Annotated in this window: 14 protein-coding genes; 9 read left to right on the top strand and 5 right to left on the bottom strand. The window is 43.2% G+C overall.

Features of this window, described 5'->3' with window-relative positions; all coding sequences use genetic code 11:
- Window positions 1-7: 7 nt before the first annotated feature.
- Window positions 8-1,642, top strand: a complete 1,635-nt coding sequence (locus HGJ98_RS08000; RefSeq protein WP_291350525.1) for a diguanylate cyclase — start codon at window positions 8-10, stop codon at window positions 1,640-1,642.
- A gap of 33 nt (window positions 1,643-1,675) precedes the next feature.
- On the opposite strand, the gene HGJ98_RS07995 is transcribed toward HGJ98_RS08000, so the two are convergent.
- On the bottom strand, window positions 1,676-2,176 hold the full coding sequence (locus tag HGJ98_RS07995) for a gamma carbonic anhydrase family protein (RefSeq protein WP_291350524.1): 501 nt from the start codon (window positions 2,174-2,176) through the stop codon (window positions 1,676-1,678).
- Between the two features lie 268 nt (window positions 2,177-2,444).
- Here HGJ98_RS07995 and HGJ98_RS07990 point away from each other — a divergent pair, with 268 nt between their 5' ends.
- The 3 genes from HGJ98_RS07990 (at window position 2,445) to HGJ98_RS07980 (ending at window position 5,317) form a co-directional block, all read left to right on the top strand.
- Window positions 2,445-3,098 carry a hypothetical protein gene (locus tag HGJ98_RS07990; RefSeq protein WP_291350523.1) on the top strand — a complete coding sequence of 218 codons (654 nt, stop codon included), beginning with the start codon at window positions 2,445-2,447 and terminating at the stop codon, window positions 3,096-3,098.
- 324 nt (window positions 3,099-3,422) lie between these two features.
- Window positions 3,423-4,700, top strand: coding sequence for an HD-GYP domain-containing protein (locus HGJ98_RS07985; RefSeq protein ID WP_291350522.1), 1,278 nt, complete (start codon window positions 3,423-3,425; stop codon window positions 4,698-4,700).
- Window positions 4,701-4,744: 44 nt separating this feature from the next.
- On the top strand, window positions 4,745-5,317 hold the full coding sequence (locus HGJ98_RS07980; RefSeq protein WP_291350521.1) for a DUF5317 domain-containing protein: 573 nt from the start codon (window positions 4,745-4,747) through the stop codon (window positions 5,315-5,317).
- A 2-nt stretch (window positions 5,318-5,319) separates the two neighbouring features.
- Here the strand turns inward: HGJ98_RS07980 and HGJ98_RS07975 are convergent, their stop codons facing one another.
- Window positions 5,320-6,084, bottom strand: a complete 765-nt coding sequence (locus HGJ98_RS07975) for a tRNA threonylcarbamoyladenosine dehydratase (protein WP_291350520.1) — start codon at window positions 6,082-6,084, stop codon at window positions 5,320-5,322.
- Between the two features lie 198 nt (window positions 6,085-6,282).
- Between HGJ98_RS07975 and HGJ98_RS07970 the strand changes: the two genes are divergently transcribed.
- On the top strand, window positions 6,283-6,633 hold the full coding sequence (locus tag HGJ98_RS07970; RefSeq protein WP_291350519.1) for a hypothetical protein: 351 nt from the start codon (window positions 6,283-6,285) through the stop codon (window positions 6,631-6,633).
- Between the two features lie 55 nt (window positions 6,634-6,688).
- On the opposite strand, the gene HGJ98_RS07965 is transcribed toward HGJ98_RS07970, so the two are convergent.
- From HGJ98_RS07965 to HGJ98_RS07955, 3 genes are all read right to left on the bottom strand, one after another.
- A complete protein-coding gene (locus HGJ98_RS07965; protein WP_291350518.1) occupies window positions 6,689-8,431 on the bottom strand; it encodes an NADH-dependent [FeFe] hydrogenase, group A6 in 1,743 nt (580 codons plus the stop codon).
- Between the two features lie 141 nt (window positions 8,432-8,572).
- On the bottom strand, window positions 8,573-10,456 hold the full coding sequence (locus HGJ98_RS07960; RefSeq protein WP_291350517.1) for an NADH-quinone oxidoreductase subunit NuoF: 1,884 nt from the start codon (window positions 10,454-10,456) through the stop codon (window positions 8,573-8,575).
- A 20-nt stretch (window positions 10,457-10,476) separates the two neighbouring features.
- A complete protein-coding gene (locus HGJ98_RS07955; protein WP_291350516.1) occupies window positions 10,477-10,977 on the bottom strand; it encodes an NAD(P)H-dependent oxidoreductase subunit E in 501 nt (166 codons plus the stop codon).
- A 144-nt stretch (window positions 10,978-11,121) separates the two neighbouring features.
- Between HGJ98_RS07955 and HGJ98_RS07950 the strand changes: the two genes are divergently transcribed.
- From HGJ98_RS07950 to HGJ98_RS07935, 4 genes are all read left to right on the top strand, one after another.
- The gene (locus tag HGJ98_RS07950; protein WP_291350515.1) at window positions 11,122-12,372 is read left to right on the top strand and encodes a DUF445 domain-containing protein; all 1,251 of its coding nucleotides are present in this window, start codon (window positions 11,122-11,124) and stop codon (window positions 12,370-12,372) included.
- Window positions 12,372-13,694, top strand: a complete 1,323-nt coding sequence (locus tag HGJ98_RS07945) for a DUF445 domain-containing protein (protein WP_291350514.1) — start codon at window positions 12,372-12,374, stop codon at window positions 13,692-13,694. Before HGJ98_RS07950 ends, HGJ98_RS07945 begins: the two co-directional genes overlap by 1 nt.
- Before the next feature lie 377 nt (window positions 13,695-14,071).
- Window positions 14,072-15,304, top strand: coding sequence for an ammonium transporter (locus tag HGJ98_RS07940; protein WP_367142695.1), 1,233 nt, complete (start codon window positions 14,072-14,074; stop codon window positions 15,302-15,304).
- A gap of 44 nt (window positions 15,305-15,348) precedes the next feature.
- A complete protein-coding gene (locus HGJ98_RS07935; protein ID WP_291350512.1) occupies window positions 15,349-15,687 on the top strand; it encodes a P-II family nitrogen regulator in 339 nt (112 codons plus the stop codon).
- Window positions 15,688-15,979 lie beyond the last annotated feature (292 nt).

The following is a 15,979-nucleotide window of genomic DNA, read 5'->3' as shown; positions in this document are numbered from 1 at the left end:
TCCTTATATGATCGATAAAGACTTTCAAAGGCAATTATTTAATACAGAGCTCAAAGTCTTAGAGCAAGCTTTGTTAGACCTTGCCGAGGGAAAGTATGAAGGAAATGAGTTGCTCGAGGATTATAAGTTTATGGTGACAAATTACGAAAGGCTATTAACATTTACTCGGCGAATCTTCAAAATTAGTGATATACAAGCCGGAAATCTTATGCAGCGTGAAAATGAGATCAAGAATATTCTCAACAATGCAGGACAAGGTTTTCTTACCTTTGGACGGGATTTACTCATTGACCGAGAATATAGTGCGGAATGCGAAAAAATTTTCGGTTTTAAAGTTAGTAGCATGAATATTCTTGACTTGCTTAAAACTGAGGATGAAGAGCAAAATTCTCTCTTTAGAGAGGTTTTCAAGACGGTTTTAGAATCAACAGATGAAGCGAAACAGCAGCTATCAATTAATAAACTGCCTAAGGTAATAAAACGAGAAGAACGCTATCTCTCCATCGAACTCAGACCCATTCCACCAAACCACGAGGACGATAATTTACTGTGTATGTTGATTCTTACAGATGTCACGGAAAAACATAGGGCTCAAGAACAGGTAGTATATCTCAGCTTTCACGACAAACTGACGAGTTTGTACAATCGAGCGTTTATTGATAACTGGCTTGAGGAGTTCCAGCCGGAAGGCAATTTTCCGCTCAGTGTGATTATGGCAGACTTAAATGGGCTAAAGTTGGCGAATGATGTTTTTGGCCATATCCAGGGAGATAAGCTGTTAATAGGACTTGGGAGAGTTCTGCTTCACAGTACCCGTAAATCAGATGTTGTGGCACGTTGGGGAGGGGATGAATTTCTAATCCTTTTACCTAGTACGGATATGTCAGCCTGTAAAAAGGTTGCTGAACGGATATTGGAAAGTTGCAAACATCAAGAGGGTCTACCTATTGAACTCAGTGTCTCCTTAGGAATGGCAACTCAACAGAAGTCTACAAAGAATATTTCGGATTTGTTTGGTATAGCCGAGAATAGAATGTATAGCGAAAAATTGCAAAAAAGCAAAGAAGTGCGTCACAGGCTCATCCTTAGTGTAGAAAAGGAGCTTCATAGGAGATTTTTCGAAGATCCCGGGCATGTTGAGAGAGTTAGCAACCTAGCCGATAAACTTGCCCAGGTTGAGGAAGCAAGGATTGGACCCTTTGAGTTAGATAAATTGAACTTATTAATAAAGCTCCATGATATTGGTAAAGTGGGTATTCCTAAGGAAATTCTAGGAAAAAACAGCGAATTATCGAATCAAGAATTTGAAATAATGCAAAGACATAGTGAAATAGGTTTTCGTATGGCACAGTCTATTGATGAATTACTAGTTGCAGATGCAATCTTAGCTCTCCGTGAACGTTGGGATGGAACAGGTTATCCAAGGGGGCTGAAAGGAGACCAAATCCCCTTGCTTTCCCGTTTGGTTGGGATAGTGGATGCCTTTGATGTAATGACTCACAATCGACCTTATCGCTTAGCTAAGTCCCAAGAAGAGGCAATTAAAGAATTAGAAAAGGGATGCGGGAAACAGTTTGATCCGCACTTAACACATCTTTTTATAACCAAGGTACTTAAACAGGATAAAGCCCTCACTTCATAAGTGAAGGCCTTATCTGTTTTTGGCCAGCTTTTATTAGGATTTCATAGCCTCTTGGGCTTTGCCTACGTAACGTTCTGCAGTTTTTTGCATAGCTTCTACTTCTGCCTCAGTAAGCTCCCTAACTACTCGAGCTGGGACACCCATTAGCATAACGTGAGGAGGATAGGTTTTGTTCCCTGGTACTATAGTTCCGGCAGCTATTGAGGTTCCCTCACCGATAATGGCATCATCCAGAATTATTGCTCCCATTCCTACAAGGGAGCCTTTACCAATAGAGCATCCATGGAGGATAGCAGAATGACCAACTGTTACATAGTCTTCGATAATCACTGGTTGATTTTTATTAACGTGAATAACAACCAAGTCCTGAATGTTGGAGCATTTACCGATGCTGATTTTAGCCAGGTCACCCCTGATTACTGAGTTGAACCACACGCTGGATTGCTCACCAATTTCCACGTCCCCTCTTATTATACAGCCATCTGCCAGATAGACACTGCTGGCTATTTGAGGTTTTTTGTGGTTATCTATCATGTTAATCTTCCTCCGTCAAATAATGTAAGAGTTCTGCCTTAATAGTACAAATCTAGACTAATTATACGGCGGTATGAACCGAAATGCTAGGAGCAACGGTGTGAAACCCTGTGCTCTGCCCTATAAACGTAAAAAATATTATACTTTGAAAAGTTCTTGGTTTTAATGCCTTTCCATGGCTGAGAATAAAGGAAAATACACTTTAACGTCGAAAATACTTTATTGCACAATAAAAATGGAATCCAAAGAGATACTAAGGAGTGTTTTCATGTCAGAGACCCCTTATCCAATACATGAGTGGGAGCAGGCCCTAAAACAAATCAGATCCGTAGTAGCTGCTCGAATCAACGTTAATAATCAAGGAGAAATTGAAGAAGTTCACATCTTAGCCAAATCAGGACGAGCCCCTAAGCAGATTGTTAGGGATGTGGAGTCAATCTTAGTGGCACAATTCGATTTGCAAATTGACCATAAAAAAATAAGTGTGGCTCAGGTGGAAGAGGATGAGGAAGGAACCTTCGCCATTGTAGAGTCAAAACGACCCAAACTGGTTGGCTTGACCCTCCGAACCGTTCATGGAATGGCAGAAGTAAAAGTGGAATTGTTAACAGGAGATAAACTAATGGAAGGCTTGGCTGAGGGACCGTCCTCATCCCGCAATAAATTACGTTTATTTGTTGATGCCACACTCAAAGCACTTACTCCTCTAACCTTAGATAAATTCCTTTTTGTTACTGAGGATGTTGGAATTACTCAACTAGCTAAGCAGCAGATTGCTTTAGTTTCCATAACCTTGATCGCCTCTGAAGGGGAACAATCTTTGACCGGATGTGCTTTAGTCAGAAATGACGATCGGGAGGCCGTTGTTAAGGCAACCCTTGATGCCGTAAACCGGAAATTATGGTTTCTGAGAAACAATTAATTCACTAACTTTGGCCGACATCTTTACATCAGGTTTTGGGGGACCACCTAGTTATTTCCAAAAATAGCGGAGCGGAAAAAACAGCGAAACGGAAAATGAGCGGAGCGGTAAAACTATCCCTTTGATAAAAAACATCAAGGAGGTTTACCGCAATGAGCAAATTATTCAAAGCTATCTCTGTTCTCGTTACTCTCGTTCTCGCCGGTGGCGCAACTTTTAAGTGGTAGAACATTTAATCTAGATTTTCTCGAGGTTACTTATGTTCTTGCTAGAGTGCCCTGATTTTTGTTGTTGGATGTTCGGCCAAAAAATAAGAGGTGGCAAATGGAAAGCCTTTCAATGAAGATCAAAGTATATTTCGGATCAATAGCTGCCTCCGCCACAGCGATATTAATATGTAATATTATTAATACTGATTGGGATAAGACCCAATTAATTAATCTTTTGGTTTTTGGAATTCTCGCTATTGCCTCAGAGTCATTACCTGTTGCCCTTCCGAAAGGGGGGTATGTTACAGTAAGTTATTCGATATTTCTCTCTTCGTTAATCTTATTTCCTCTAGGAGTAACGTTAACAGCAATGGCCTTATCCGGTTTGCTTATTTTCGGTAAAGCGGGACAGGAGCAACCTCTTTATAAAAGAGTGTTTAATGCCTCACAATATGTAATAGCCCTAAGTGCTGCCTATGCAGTTATTGGCTTTTCGGGAATTGAATCGTTTCAATTAGATATACAATCCTTTCTATTTTATTTAATGGCAGCTATAGTTTATATGATAATGAATATGACAATTGTCACGATTGTATTAAGTCTTTCTTCAGGAAGATCCCCGTGGTCGATATGGATTGGTAATTTCCGTTGGGCAGTACCTAATTTCTTAGCCCTTGTTCCTCTTGGATTTTTATTGGCTCTACTCTACAAAAACTGGGGTCCGTTGGGACTTCTTTTGCTTTTCGTTCCTCTTTTAGTATCACGGCACTCCTTCCAACTTTACATCGATATGCGGGAAAACTACCTCAATACAGTCGAAGCCCTAGTCCAAGCTCTAGAGGCTAAGGACACATACACTAGTGGACATTCAGCAAGGGTAGGAAAGTTATCAGTTACTATTGGAGAAGCAATCAAAATGAACGATGAGAAAATCGAGTTTCTTAAATATGCTGCAGTCTTGCATGATGTAGGAAAGATCGGGGTTAGCGAAGTAATCTTGAATAAACAAGAGAAACTTATGGATATGGAGTGGGACTCTATACGCAGCCATCCAGTCATCGGTCAAAAAATTATTAAAGGGATTAAGTTTTTGTTTGATATAGGACTAGTTGTTCGCTATCATCACGAGAGGTTTGACGGAAAAGGATATCCGGATGGACTGGCAGGGGAGGACATACCCTTGGAATCTCGAATTATTGCGGTTGCGGACACTTATGATGCAATTACTTCGGATCGCAGTTACCGTAAAGGAAGAACTCACAATGAGGCCGTAGAGGAGTTAAAAAGAGTCGCAGGATCCCAATTGGATCCGGAAATTGTAGACTTGTTCTGCAAAGTAGTTACTGAGGAAGTAGCCCAAAGGGTAAATGCGGAACACGTGCCCATTGTGTGATCTCTGGTAGAACCAGTGCACTTGACAGTAATGAGGTGGAGAATATGCTTATAGAGGCCCTGATTTTTGCGTTAGTTATAAGCATGCTGCTTGGAGGGAAAATCACCCGGCTAGGCCAGCTTGTTCTACAGGGAGCTTGGCTGGTCCCGGTTGCTCTTTTAATACAAAGTGGCCTGTATTGGTCTGCAGTTAGAGAAATCGGGCTTACCCCGAGTTGGCTGATTCAGTCATTCGGGACGGGGTCCTATTTTTTGTTGTTAATTTTCACATGGCGAAACAGAACCTGTCCTGGAATGATTTGGATTGCCCTGGGGATTTTGCTTAATACTATCGTAATAGGTATTAACGGGGGAGTAATGCCCGTCGACCCATTGTTTCTTCCAGAGGAAAGCCGTAATGCATTGCTGGGTGGTCAAGGTACTCATGGGTTAATGACCCCCATGACCCGTTTAAGCTTCTTAGCAGACCGCTTCTATTTAAATATTCTAGGATTCAAACAGGTGTTTAGTGTCGGAGATATCCTTATAGATATTGGGATATTCCTCCTAATTTTCAGGACCATGGTTCGAAAGCAGAAAGAGCACACACTTGATAGCAGAGCCCTTAAAATCAGTTGAATTTAGGTGGCCTCTCTCCCGATTAAATCCCGAATGACTTCACCAGCAATCAGTAGGCCGACAACGGATGGAACAAAGGAAATACTCCCTGGGATTTGGCGTTTTTCTGCACAGTGAGCATCCCCGCTGGGACAGATGCAGTTAGTACGACAATTCTCATTAGAGGGCAAGGGAGTGAGTGGAAGGTCTGGACTTGAAACAACCTTAATCCCTTTAGTAATTCCCTCTTTACGTAGGAGTTTACGCATGGCTTTCGCAAGGGGATCTCCACTGGTTTTAGAGATATCAGTAACCTTATAATTTTCTGCAGTAAGGCGATTCCCTGCGCCCATACTGGAAATGAAGGGGATTTTGCGCAATAAACATTCTTTTGCTAGATTTACTTTACTCGAAACAGTATCAATGGCATCAACAACATAAGTCAGCTTTCTATCATTAAAAAAGTAGTCTGCTTCAGCTGCAGTATAGAACTTCTTAAGGGTTTCCACATGGGCTTCCGGATTGATCTCCAAAATTCTGTGTTTCATAACCTCAACCTTTGCCATGCCCACAGTGGAGTGAAGGGCGTGCAATTGACGGTTTATATTCGTCAAGCAAATATCGTCAAAATCAACAAGAATTAAATGACCAATACCTGCACGAGCCAAGGCTTCCACTGTTAAAGAGCCCACCCCTCCGATTCCGAAGATCATGACAGTGCTTTGCCGAAGTTTTTCCAAGCCATTGGTTCCGATTAATAGCTCAGTTCTTGAGAATTTATGCTGCATTTTTTCCTCCTGTTGACTTCTTATTTTTAAGAATTTATTATACCCCATTTATAGGAAAAAGTCAGATACAGCTATGATATCCTATGACCAAAACCTCTGAGAAGAAACAATGTCGAAAGTAGTCAATAAATAATTCAAGGCCATGGAGAGGAATATGGTATAATTATTTAATCAGTCTTCAAAAGGTGTGATTAAGGAATGGATGCCGAATTGAAAGAAATTTTCGGAATGATTATAGGAAAGTTAGATTCGTTGGATGAGAAAATGGGTACCTTGGATGAGAAAGTGGGTACCTTGGACCAAAAAGTAACCAAGAATTCCATTGATATTGAATCTATCAAGACGGACATCAAAACAATAGTAGAGGTACAGAAAGCTTATATAGATAAAAATGAACGGGATCATGAAGGAATTATTAAACTCATAGATCAAGATATAGGCTTACATTCTATAATAATAAAAAGTTTATCCTCGGATGTACGAGGATTAGAGGAAGATCAAAAAATACTCGAGCGAGAAGTGTTAACCATAAAAAGAAAAATTGGATAATCTAGAAGAGGAGGCTAAAGGGAAAGTTCCCTTGCCTCCTTATCTGCTTTCAACTTTAAATTTTCCTGCGCTGTGTAAAGTTAGTATGAAGTAATTGATGGGCTTTTTCTCCGTAGGGTTCGCCAATGAATTCATTGTATAGCTTGAGGACAGCTGGATTTTCATGGGATTTGCGCAAAGGTTTGGAGCGGTCTTCTTGATAGATGGCACTGGCACGGGCTTGGAGTATTTCTAGATTCCCATGATGATAAGGTTGTCCACCGCCTCCGATACAACCACCGGGGCAAGCCATGATCTCGATGGCATCATAATGACTCTCGCCAGATTGGATTTTTTCCAGAATGGTACGGGCATTTCCCAGACCATGTGTGACTGCAATCCGAAAGTCACGCTCACCGATGGGAATGACTGCCTCCTTAATTCCATCCATTCCCCGAAGGGACTCAAACTCGACATTTTCTAAGGGCTTTCCGGTCAGCCACTCATAGGCTGTCCTCAAAGCAGCTTCAATTACTCCCCCCGTCGCACCGAAAACGACAGCAGCACCCGTCGATTCCCCTAAGGGGTGATCGAAGTCTTCTTCTTTAAGGTGATCAAAATGTATACCAGCTTCCCTGATCATGCGCGAAAGTTCTCGGGTCGTGATGACGATGTCTACATCCGGGGTAACCGGGTCTTGCCCCAGCTCCGGTCGAGCTGCTTCGTATTTCTTGGCAATACAAGGCATGATTGAGACAACGGTAATCTTCTTAGGATCGATACCATAGGTATCTGCATAATAGCTTTTAGACAAGACTCCTAGCATTTCATGGGGAGATTTGCAGGTTGAAGGGATGTCCAATAAATCTGGAAATTGATGCTCAAAGAATTTGACCCAAGCAGGGCAACAACTGGTGAGAATCGGCAGACGCCTGCCATGTTCTATCCGGTGAATCAGCTCGGTAGCTTCCTCTATAATCGTCACGTCAGCCCCGAACTCCGTATCAAAGACACGGTCAAACCCAAGTCTACGGAGAGCGGCAACCATTTTGCCAGTCACAATCGTCCCAGGTTCTAATCCGAACCCTTCCCCAAGAGCGACCCGTACAGCGGGGGCCGTTTCAACAATAACGTAACGGGTCGAATCGTTAAGGGCTTTCCATACCTTATCGACTTGATCAAGTTCCATCAAAGCACCAGTAGGGCATACCGCTACACATTGTCCACAGAACGTGCACGAGGTGTCGTGTTGAGGTAAATCGAAGGCGGTTTTCACAACCGTTTCGAAACCCCGTCCCACAGCAGAGTAAACTCCAACCGTCTGAACATCATTACACATCGTTTCACAGCGACGACAGCGAATGCACTTGTTCGGGTCACGAATAATAGCCAAACTGGATTTATCAATCTCGAACTCGGATTCTTCCCCTTCATAGGTTATATTGCGCACACCGAGATCTGCAGCTAGGGATTGGAGGTCACAGTCTAGGTTTTTCGCACAGGTCAAACATGATTTTGGATGGTCAGAAAGTAGGAGTTCCACCATGGTTCGTCTGCCCTGGATGGCACGCAGAGTATCGGTTTTAACGACCATGCCATTGAATACAGGGGTCGAACAGGCCGGTGCCAAATTTCGGCGACCCTCTACTTCAACAACACAGACTCGGCAGGAAGCGATATGATTATTCATTCTCATCTCGTGTAGGTTGAGGTAGCATAAGGTCGGAATGTCGATGTTTACAGTTCGAGCTGCGTCCAAGATGGACATTCCTTCAGGGACAGAAAGGGATATGTCGTTGATTGTTAGCTGAATATCCATAACGGGGTCCTCCTTTAAAGAAAACTTGGCTGGCGCTCGAAGACACTGTCTTCGCACGAATTAGCTTTCTTGCAGAATGCGAAGCGGCCGCCTAGTTGCACTTATGCCCACGCATTCTAATAAGCAGGGTATAGGGATAACTTAATGGCGTATGATGGCACCGAAACGGCATTTTTCCAAACATGCCCCGCATTTAAGGCAACGGTCTTCATCTATGATGTGAGGTTCCTTGACAGAACCGGTGATACAGTTAGCCGGGCAATGTTTGGTGCAAAGAGTACACCCTTTACATTTGTCAGTAATCTTGTACTTCAGTAAACTCTTGCAAACCCCGGCCGGACAGGATTTATCGACAATATGGGCCAGGTATTCGTCTCTGAAATACTCCAAAGTAGAAAGAATGGGATTGGGTGCACTTTGTCCAAGTCCGCAAAGAGAAGTATCCTTAATGATCTTGCTTAATTTTTCTAGACTATCTAAATCATCTAAGGTCCCTTTGCCTTCCGTAATTTTTGTGAGGATTTCATGAAGGCGTTTTGTACCGACCCGGCAAGCAGTGCACCGGCCACAAGACTCGTCCACGGTGAATTCGAGGAAGAACTTTGCTATATTAACCATACAATCGCTATCATCCATGACAATTAGACCCCCAGAACCCATCATGGAGCCAATTGAGATTAAGGATTCATAGTCGATAGGAGTATCCAGATATTTAGTGGGGATACATCCGCCAGAGGGTCCGCCAGTTTGTGCCGCTTTAAATAGTTTATGATGTTTTATCCCACCGCCGATGTCAAAAATAATTTGTCGGAGGGTTGTTCCCATAGGAACTTCTACCAGGCCAACATTGTTGACTTTCCCAGCCAAGGCAAAAACCTTGGTTCCTTTACTTTTTTCCGTTCCAATACTAGAAAACCACTCCGCTCCCCTTAAAATAATGGGGGGAATATTCGCGAAGGTTTCCACATTATTAACACAGGTGGGCTTGCCCCAGAGTCCCTGTTGAGCAGGGAAGGGTGGCTTAACCGAGGGCTCCCCGCGAGCACCTTCAATGGAATGAATAAGGGCGGTTTCTTCTCCACATACAAAGGCCCCAGCACCGTATTTTATTTCTACATCAAAGCAAAAGTCGCTGCCTAATATACCTTCCCCAAGCAATCCATACTCCCTAGCTTGGTTAATAGCAATTTGTAAACGGTGAATAGCTAGGGGGTATTCTGCACGAATATAAATAAACCCATGGGCTGACCCGATTGCTGAGCCTGCAATGAGCATAGCTTCTAGGACACTATGAGGGTCGCCTTCGAGGATGGAGCGGTCCATGAAAGCACCTGGATCTCCCTCGTCGGCATTACAAATAATATAGCGTTGTTTAGCCTCACCTTGACCCGTAAGTTCCCACTTCACACCTGTGGGGAAGCCTCCACCTCCTCGCCCACGGAGGCCGCTTTTTTTTATCTCTTCAATAACTGAGGAAGGAGTCATCTTGAAAAGAACTTTCGCCAAGGCTTGATATCCATCGGCTGCGATATATTCACGAATCTCTTCAGGAGCAATATAGCTACAATTGCGGAGGGCAATGCGAAGTTGATTGTGATAGAAGGGAAGGTCAGAAGCAAAACGCTTTTCAGTGTCAGGATCAATATAGAGAAGGCGCTCGAGCCGTTTCCCTTGGATGAAGTGTTCCTCTACAATATCTGCAACATCCGTGGTGGAGACATCGACATAGAGGACATTATCGGGGTGGATTTCAAGAATAGGTCCTTTTTCGCAAAAACCAAAACAACCTGTTTGGAGTACTTCAACTTGATCAGATAATCCGCGCTGATCAAGCTCCTCTTTAAGATGTTTAGCTATTTCAGGACTATCCGAAGCATGGCAGCCAGTTCCTCCACAAACCATAATGTGGCGAGGCTTACCTTGGGCATCAGGAGTCGTGATTGGGTTTGTAACACGTCGATTTTCGAGTAGAGCCAGGCTCTGAGCTTTTAGGGTATTCAGCGCTGTCGTATCTTTGAGTTTCATATGTCCTCCCTTCCCATGCCTCATGCCTCGCGCATCGTTTCAGGGCGATATTTGGCAAGGGCTTGTTTGACATCCTCGGCGTTATCTAATCGTCCATGGACTTTTCCATCCACAGTCATAACAGGAGCTAGGCCACACGCTCCAATGCAACGTACAGAGTCCAAGGAGAAGAGTTGATCCTCCGTAGTCTGACCAGTTTTTATTCCTAGCTGACTCTCGATTTCTTGTTGTAACTTTTCTGAACCTCTCACAAAACAAGCAGTACCCATGCACACATTCGCTACATGTTGCCCCCGGGGCTTCATGGTGAAGAATGAATAGAAACTCACAACGCCATAGACCTTGGCTGAGGGGATATCTAATTTCTGCGCAATATGCCACTGGACTTTGTCGGGCAGATAACCGAAAAGTTCTTGAGCATGATGGAGAATTGTAATAAGGTTTTCTTTTTTATAGGGGAGGCCGTCAATATAGTCATCCAACTGTTGATAGGGATCTTTGATCAAAGGGTTATTATACATGGGCGTTTCTCCTTTTATCGGAAGTGTTTCTTTTATAGTTCCCGAATTTGTTAAATCAAATCGCTGGTGCAGTGATAAAAAATAGGCTAGAATAGGAAAGAATGGGACTTGCATACTCATATTGTTTAAATGTAGGTGAAAATAATGACGAAAAAGAATTATACCCAAACTGCTAATCTAACCTTGGGAGGTATTACCCTGGGGTTTTTAGTGAGCTATCCCTTCTATCTTCAAGGTAGTTTTATTGGGGGGCTTATCTCAAGTGGATGCAGTGCAGGAATGATCGGGGGGCTTGCTGATTGGTTTGCAGTAAATGCTTTATTTCGACGCCCTTTGGGTATCAGGCCAAGTAAAATAGTGCGTACGGAAATTATACCTCAAAACCGAGAACGGATTTTTGCAGCCTTATCAGATATGGTTCAGCATGAACTACTTTCTCAAGACGTACTTAGGCGTAAACTATCTGCCTTGGATTTTTCAGGGATGCTGATTCGAGTCCTGCAAGAGCCTGAGGTGCAGGAAACAGTCAATTTCATGCTGGTTAATCTAGTACAGGATATACAGAACCATCGGGAACCGGAGGAGTTTAAGCGTCAGATTCAGAGTTTGGTTCGTGAAACAATAGGGAAATTGAATCTCTCCCAAACGTTTGCAGAAATCCTGGAATTCTCTGTGGAACGTGGAGATATCGATAAAGCCTCGGCGGCTATTTGCCGAGCAGTCTCTGAATTTGTAGATCAACCTGTTGTCAGGAAGGCCTTAGAGGATATGATCGAGGCTGCTTTGACAAGGTATGAGGAAAACAATTCTACGCGTAAAATGGTCGGGATGTTTCTTCCGGCACCTTCTGAGCTAGCGCTGGGTCTTCAAGAAAAAGCTAAAAAAGTGCTGGGAGACGGCACCATCGAGCGGTGGCTTAAACACGCTTTGCTCAGGTTAGTGTTGGAACTCAGAACAAAGGCATCCCTGCAAGAACGTCTGAATCTCTTTGTAATGGAGGCCTTAGAAAAAGTCCTGCAAAACTCCGAACTAAAGAATATCTTTATAGCTTTCCTTGGGACAAGCACAGAGAACTCGCTGCCCATGTCAGAACAACCTTTAGCATATTTACAGAACCGGTGGAAGACAATCCTCGAAAGAATTGAGCAAAATCTAGATGCCAGGGCTCAGATCAATCAAGCAGTTAAAGTTCTTCTCGAGAAACAGATTGCCTACCATCATAATTCTATCGGACGCCTAGTGCGAGAAGGGTTGGAACCTTTAACAGATGACAAGCTAATTGCCCTGATTGAGGATAAAGCAGGTAATGATCTGCAAATGATTCGTATTAACGGCTCTGTCGTGGGTGGTTTGGCTGGAATGCTAATTTACTTGCTCGGGATGGTGTTTATCTGATGAATTATCATAAAAAAGCAAATCTCACCTTAACTGCAGTCTTTATCTTTTTCCTGGGGGCGGCTGTTTTAGAACACTTTTATCCCCATAATTTTGGAGTTAGACTGGTGTATTTCGTCTTGGAAGCTGCCTTAGTCGGCGGAATCGCTGATTGGTTTGCAGTAACAGCAATTTTCAGAAAACCCTTAGGATGGGGTTTTCATACTGAACTTATCCCCAGAAATCGGGAAAAGGTTATCGAAGCAGTGGCCTCCATGGTGCAATCTGAGCTTTTGCACATAGATTTGATACGCAAAAAAATCGAGAGAGTTCCCTTTATTGAATCGCTCCTTAACTATGTAGAAAAGGAAGGCGGGCCAGTATACTTAACGAACAAGTTACTTCCCTATCTTCAGCGTTATATCGGAAAACAACAGCCGCACCGGCTTGCTAAGGCATTGACTGAGTATCTTCATAGAAATTCCAAGACTTGGACCTTAGGACATAAGTTACAGGCTGTAAGCGGGTGGGCCTTAAATCAGGGATATATTGATCAGGGACTAGATCGGTTAGCGGAAGGATTGTTGGATAAAGCATCAGAAGGGGAAACCCGGCAAGTTATTGTTCGCTACTTTGAGGAAATTAAACAAGAAAAGGTAAGCAATGCGGGAGGTTTATTTCGTACCCTGATGGGTTTTGTTGAAATGTCCGATGGATTAAACCTTGACGAAGCAGCAGATGCTCTGCAAGTTGAGTTGCTTTTAACCTTACGCAAATTGCAAGACCGTAACAGTCCTCTTCGGGCAACTCTAAAGGATCACCTTATGGATCAAATAGCCGAATTAGGGCAAGATCAACTCTTTGAAGAGCAAGTGCAGCAATGGAAAGATGCTGTCCTGAAAGAGCCCTTCATCGAGAGCTTTCTAGAGTCTGTCATAAAGACAGCCATAGACGCAGCAACATCACCTTCAGGTGGAACAGGGGGACAGGTTCCTTGTCCCACGTTGTATCGCCTGCTCCACCCCTATGTTGAAAAATACTGGGTTAGCCTTCATGAGAACGGAGTACTTCGCGAAAGGATGAACGCCTTCATTGTAGATAGCTTATGCCGAATGATTAAAAATGAACATAACTTAATTGGAAACCTAGTGAGGGAGACCCTATCAACTTACACGGACCAAGATCTTAATCAGTTTGTTCAGGATAAAGCAGGTAACGACTTACAATGGATTCGTATCAACGGATCCATGATTGGTGGAGTGGTAGGGCTGATATTGTTTTTATTCCTAGAGTTTTTCTATAATCCCTTCATCATACCAGTAATAATGAACTACATTCCATAAACGCGGGACAGGGGGACAGGTTCCTTGTCCCCCTGTCCCTCCCGTCCCGCCCTGCCCCTGGACCGACTTCAGGCCTCTGACCTCCGACTTCTGTACAGGTATACAAGATTCATAGAGAGGAGGTATTGTATTCGGGTTCGTCTCTGTGCTAGAATACCAAACATAAGGTGTGCACAACCGAAAACCCATGGGTAACTAAAAATGAACGGCAAAGCAATGACGCTTTGAGAATACTCGCAAGAGTAGCTCAAAGCGTCTTTTGTTTTACTAGCACTATCCAAGTTCTCTAAAAAGTATTAGTTGACTGGTACCAGTCATAGGCTGACTTTTACTGAAAATAAGTTTAGGTTAATATCAGTTTTTTGTTAGGAGGAATTATGATGGATACAGGAGATACATCGTTTATATTGATTTCGGCGGCAATGGTCTTTCTAATGACGCCTGGTTTAGCGCTTTTTTATGGTGGTATGGTACGTAAAAAGAACGTTCTTAGTACCCTCATGCATAGCTGGATTGTCATAGGTATTATGTCCTTACAGTGGATTTTAGTGGGATTCAGTTTAGCCTTTGGAACAGATCACTATGGTTTGATTGGAGGCCTGGACTGGCTGGGCTTGAATGGGGTTGGAATGGAACCTAATCCGGATTACTCAGCCACAATCCCAGCCATCGTATTTATGGCCTTTCAAATGATGTTTGCAATTCTTACCCCGGCTTTAATAAGCGGTTCAGTAGCTGAGCGGATGCGTTTCCCAGCGTTTTTAGCCTTTATGATTTTGTGGGCAACGTTTGTATACGATCCTCTAGCCCACTGGGTGTGGGGGGTCGGTGGTTTCTTAAGAAATCTTGGAGCCTTAGACTTTGCAGGAGGAAATGTAGTGCATATTAGTTCGGGATACTCCGCACTAATAGCAGCTATCGTACTTGGAAAGCGTAAAGGGCTTGGCAAAGAATCCATGGCACCTCATCATGTTCCAATGACTGTCTTAGGAGCAGGAATCCTTTGGTTTGGATGGTTTGGGTTTAATGCAGGAAGTGCTCTAGGCGCAAATGGTTTAGCAGGCATTGCCTTGGTGAATACAAATACCGCTGCAGCGGCAGGAGCGGTTGCATGGGCAATTGTAGAGCGGTTGCATAGAGGTAAATCCACGATCCTGGGGACGGCCAGCGGCGCTATTGCAGGATTAGTAGCCATAACTCCTGGAGCAGGATTTGTAACACCCCTCTCTTCTATAGTTATTGGTTTTATTGGAGGTATGATTTGCTATCTAGCCATCAGCGTGATGAAGGCAAAATTTGGATATGACGATGCTTTGGATGCTTTCGGATGTCATGGAATTGGCGGGACTTGGGGGGCTTTAGCAACAGGGGTTTTTGCCACGACGAGTATCAATTCAGCTGGTGCAGACGGATTATTCTATGGAAATGCTTCCCTCTTAGGGATTCAAGCTTTGAGTGTTTTAATCACAGTGGTGTTTACAGTGCTGGCAACCTTTATCATTTTAAAAACGATTAGCTTAGTGACGAAACTACGTGTTAGTGAGGAACAAGAATCAAATGGTTTGGATCTATCCTTACATGGGGAAACCGCCTATTCTGAGTTTGTCTAATTGTATAATTGTGAGTCTGAAATCAACTCAAAGGAGGATTTAGCATGAAGAAAATTGAGGCGATTATTCGGCCCGGAAAGCTAGATAATGTTAAAGATGCGTTGGGAAGCCTTGGGGTTAATGGATTAACAGTGACCCAAGTGATTGGGTGCGGAAAACAAAAGGGAAATACCCAGGTTTATCGGGGGGTGGAATATACTATTCATCTTATTCCAAAGGTAAAGATAGAGATTGTTGTAATGGATAAAGAGGTGGATAAGGTCATCGAAGTCATAAAACAAGTAGCACGCACAGGTGAAATTGGAGACGGAAAGATCTTTGTTTCTGCCGTTGAAAATGTCTATACGATCAGAACCGGAGACAGTGGAGAAAAGGCATTATAACAAATGAAAAGGGGATTGCTATTTATATCGTATGTTATGCTAACACAAAAAAGGCCGAGCTCTCACACAGGAACATCGAGAGCTTGGCTTTTTTGACGTATCAGACACCCATGCCACCACTGATGAATGAAAACTACAGTGCGCGTAGCGAAGGATCTTAAAGTATAAGGATACAGTCTTAGAAAAATAGTGAAATAATACCATTATTTGTTAACTTATTTCATTGATCTTCGTATACTGTAAAAAGAGGAAAGGGGGATTTAAAATGGCATTCGGAGCTGGTGAAGCTAGC

Origin of the sequence: Desulfosporosinus sp. (assembly GCF_014237355.1) — a bacterium.
Lineage (GTDB): Bacteria > Bacillota > Desulfitobacteriia > Desulfitobacteriales > Desulfitobacteriaceae > Desulfosporosinus.
This window is presented reverse-complemented; position numbering and strand designations above follow the sequence as displayed.

Coding starts and splice junctions, on each gene's coding strand:
- HGJ98_RS07945 (WP_291350514.1), top strand. CDS start 12,372: ATGAATTATCATAAAAAAGCAAATCTCACCTTAACTGCAGTCTTTATC.
- HGJ98_RS07980 (WP_291350521.1), top strand. CDS start 4,745: ATGCTTATAGAGGCCCTGATTTTTGCGTTAGTTATAAGCATGCTGCTT.
- HGJ98_RS07995 (WP_291350524.1), bottom strand. CDS start 2,176: ATGATAGATAACCACAAAAAACCTCAAATAGCCAGCAGTGTCTATCTG.
- HGJ98_RS07970 (WP_291350519.1), top strand. CDS start 6,283: ATGGATGCCGAATTGAAAGAAATTTTCGGAATGATTATAGGAAAGTTA.
- HGJ98_RS08000 (WP_291350525.1), top strand. CDS start 8: ATGATCGATAAAGACTTTCAAAGGCAATTATTTAATACAGAGCTCAAA.
- HGJ98_RS07960 (WP_291350517.1), bottom strand. CDS start 10,456: ATGAAACTCAAAGATACGACAGCGCTGAATACCCTAAAAGCTCAGAGC.
- HGJ98_RS07955 (WP_291350516.1), bottom strand. CDS start 10,977: ATGTATAATAACCCTTTGATCAAAGATCCCTATCAACAGTTGGATGAC.
- HGJ98_RS07940 (WP_367142695.1), top strand. CDS start 14,072: ATGATGGATACAGGAGATACATCGTTTATATTGATTTCGGCGGCAATG.
- HGJ98_RS07950 (WP_291350515.1), top strand. CDS start 11,122: ATGACGAAAAAGAATTATACCCAAACTGCTAATCTAACCTTGGGAGGT.
- HGJ98_RS07965 (WP_291350518.1), bottom strand. CDS start 8,431: ATGGATATTCAGCTAACAATCAACGACATATCCCTTTCTGTCCCTGAA.
- HGJ98_RS07935 (WP_291350512.1), top strand. CDS start 15,349: ATGAAGAAAATTGAGGCGATTATTCGGCCCGGAAAGCTAGATAATGTT.
- HGJ98_RS07985 (WP_291350522.1), top strand. CDS start 3,423: ATGGAAAGCCTTTCAATGAAGATCAAAGTATATTTCGGATCAATAGCT.
- HGJ98_RS07990 (WP_291350523.1), top strand. CDS start 2,445: ATGTCAGAGACCCCTTATCCAATACATGAGTGGGAGCAGGCCCTAAAA.
- HGJ98_RS07975 (WP_291350520.1), bottom strand. CDS start 6,084: ATGCAGCATAAATTCTCAAGAACTGAGCTATTAATCGGAACCAATGGC.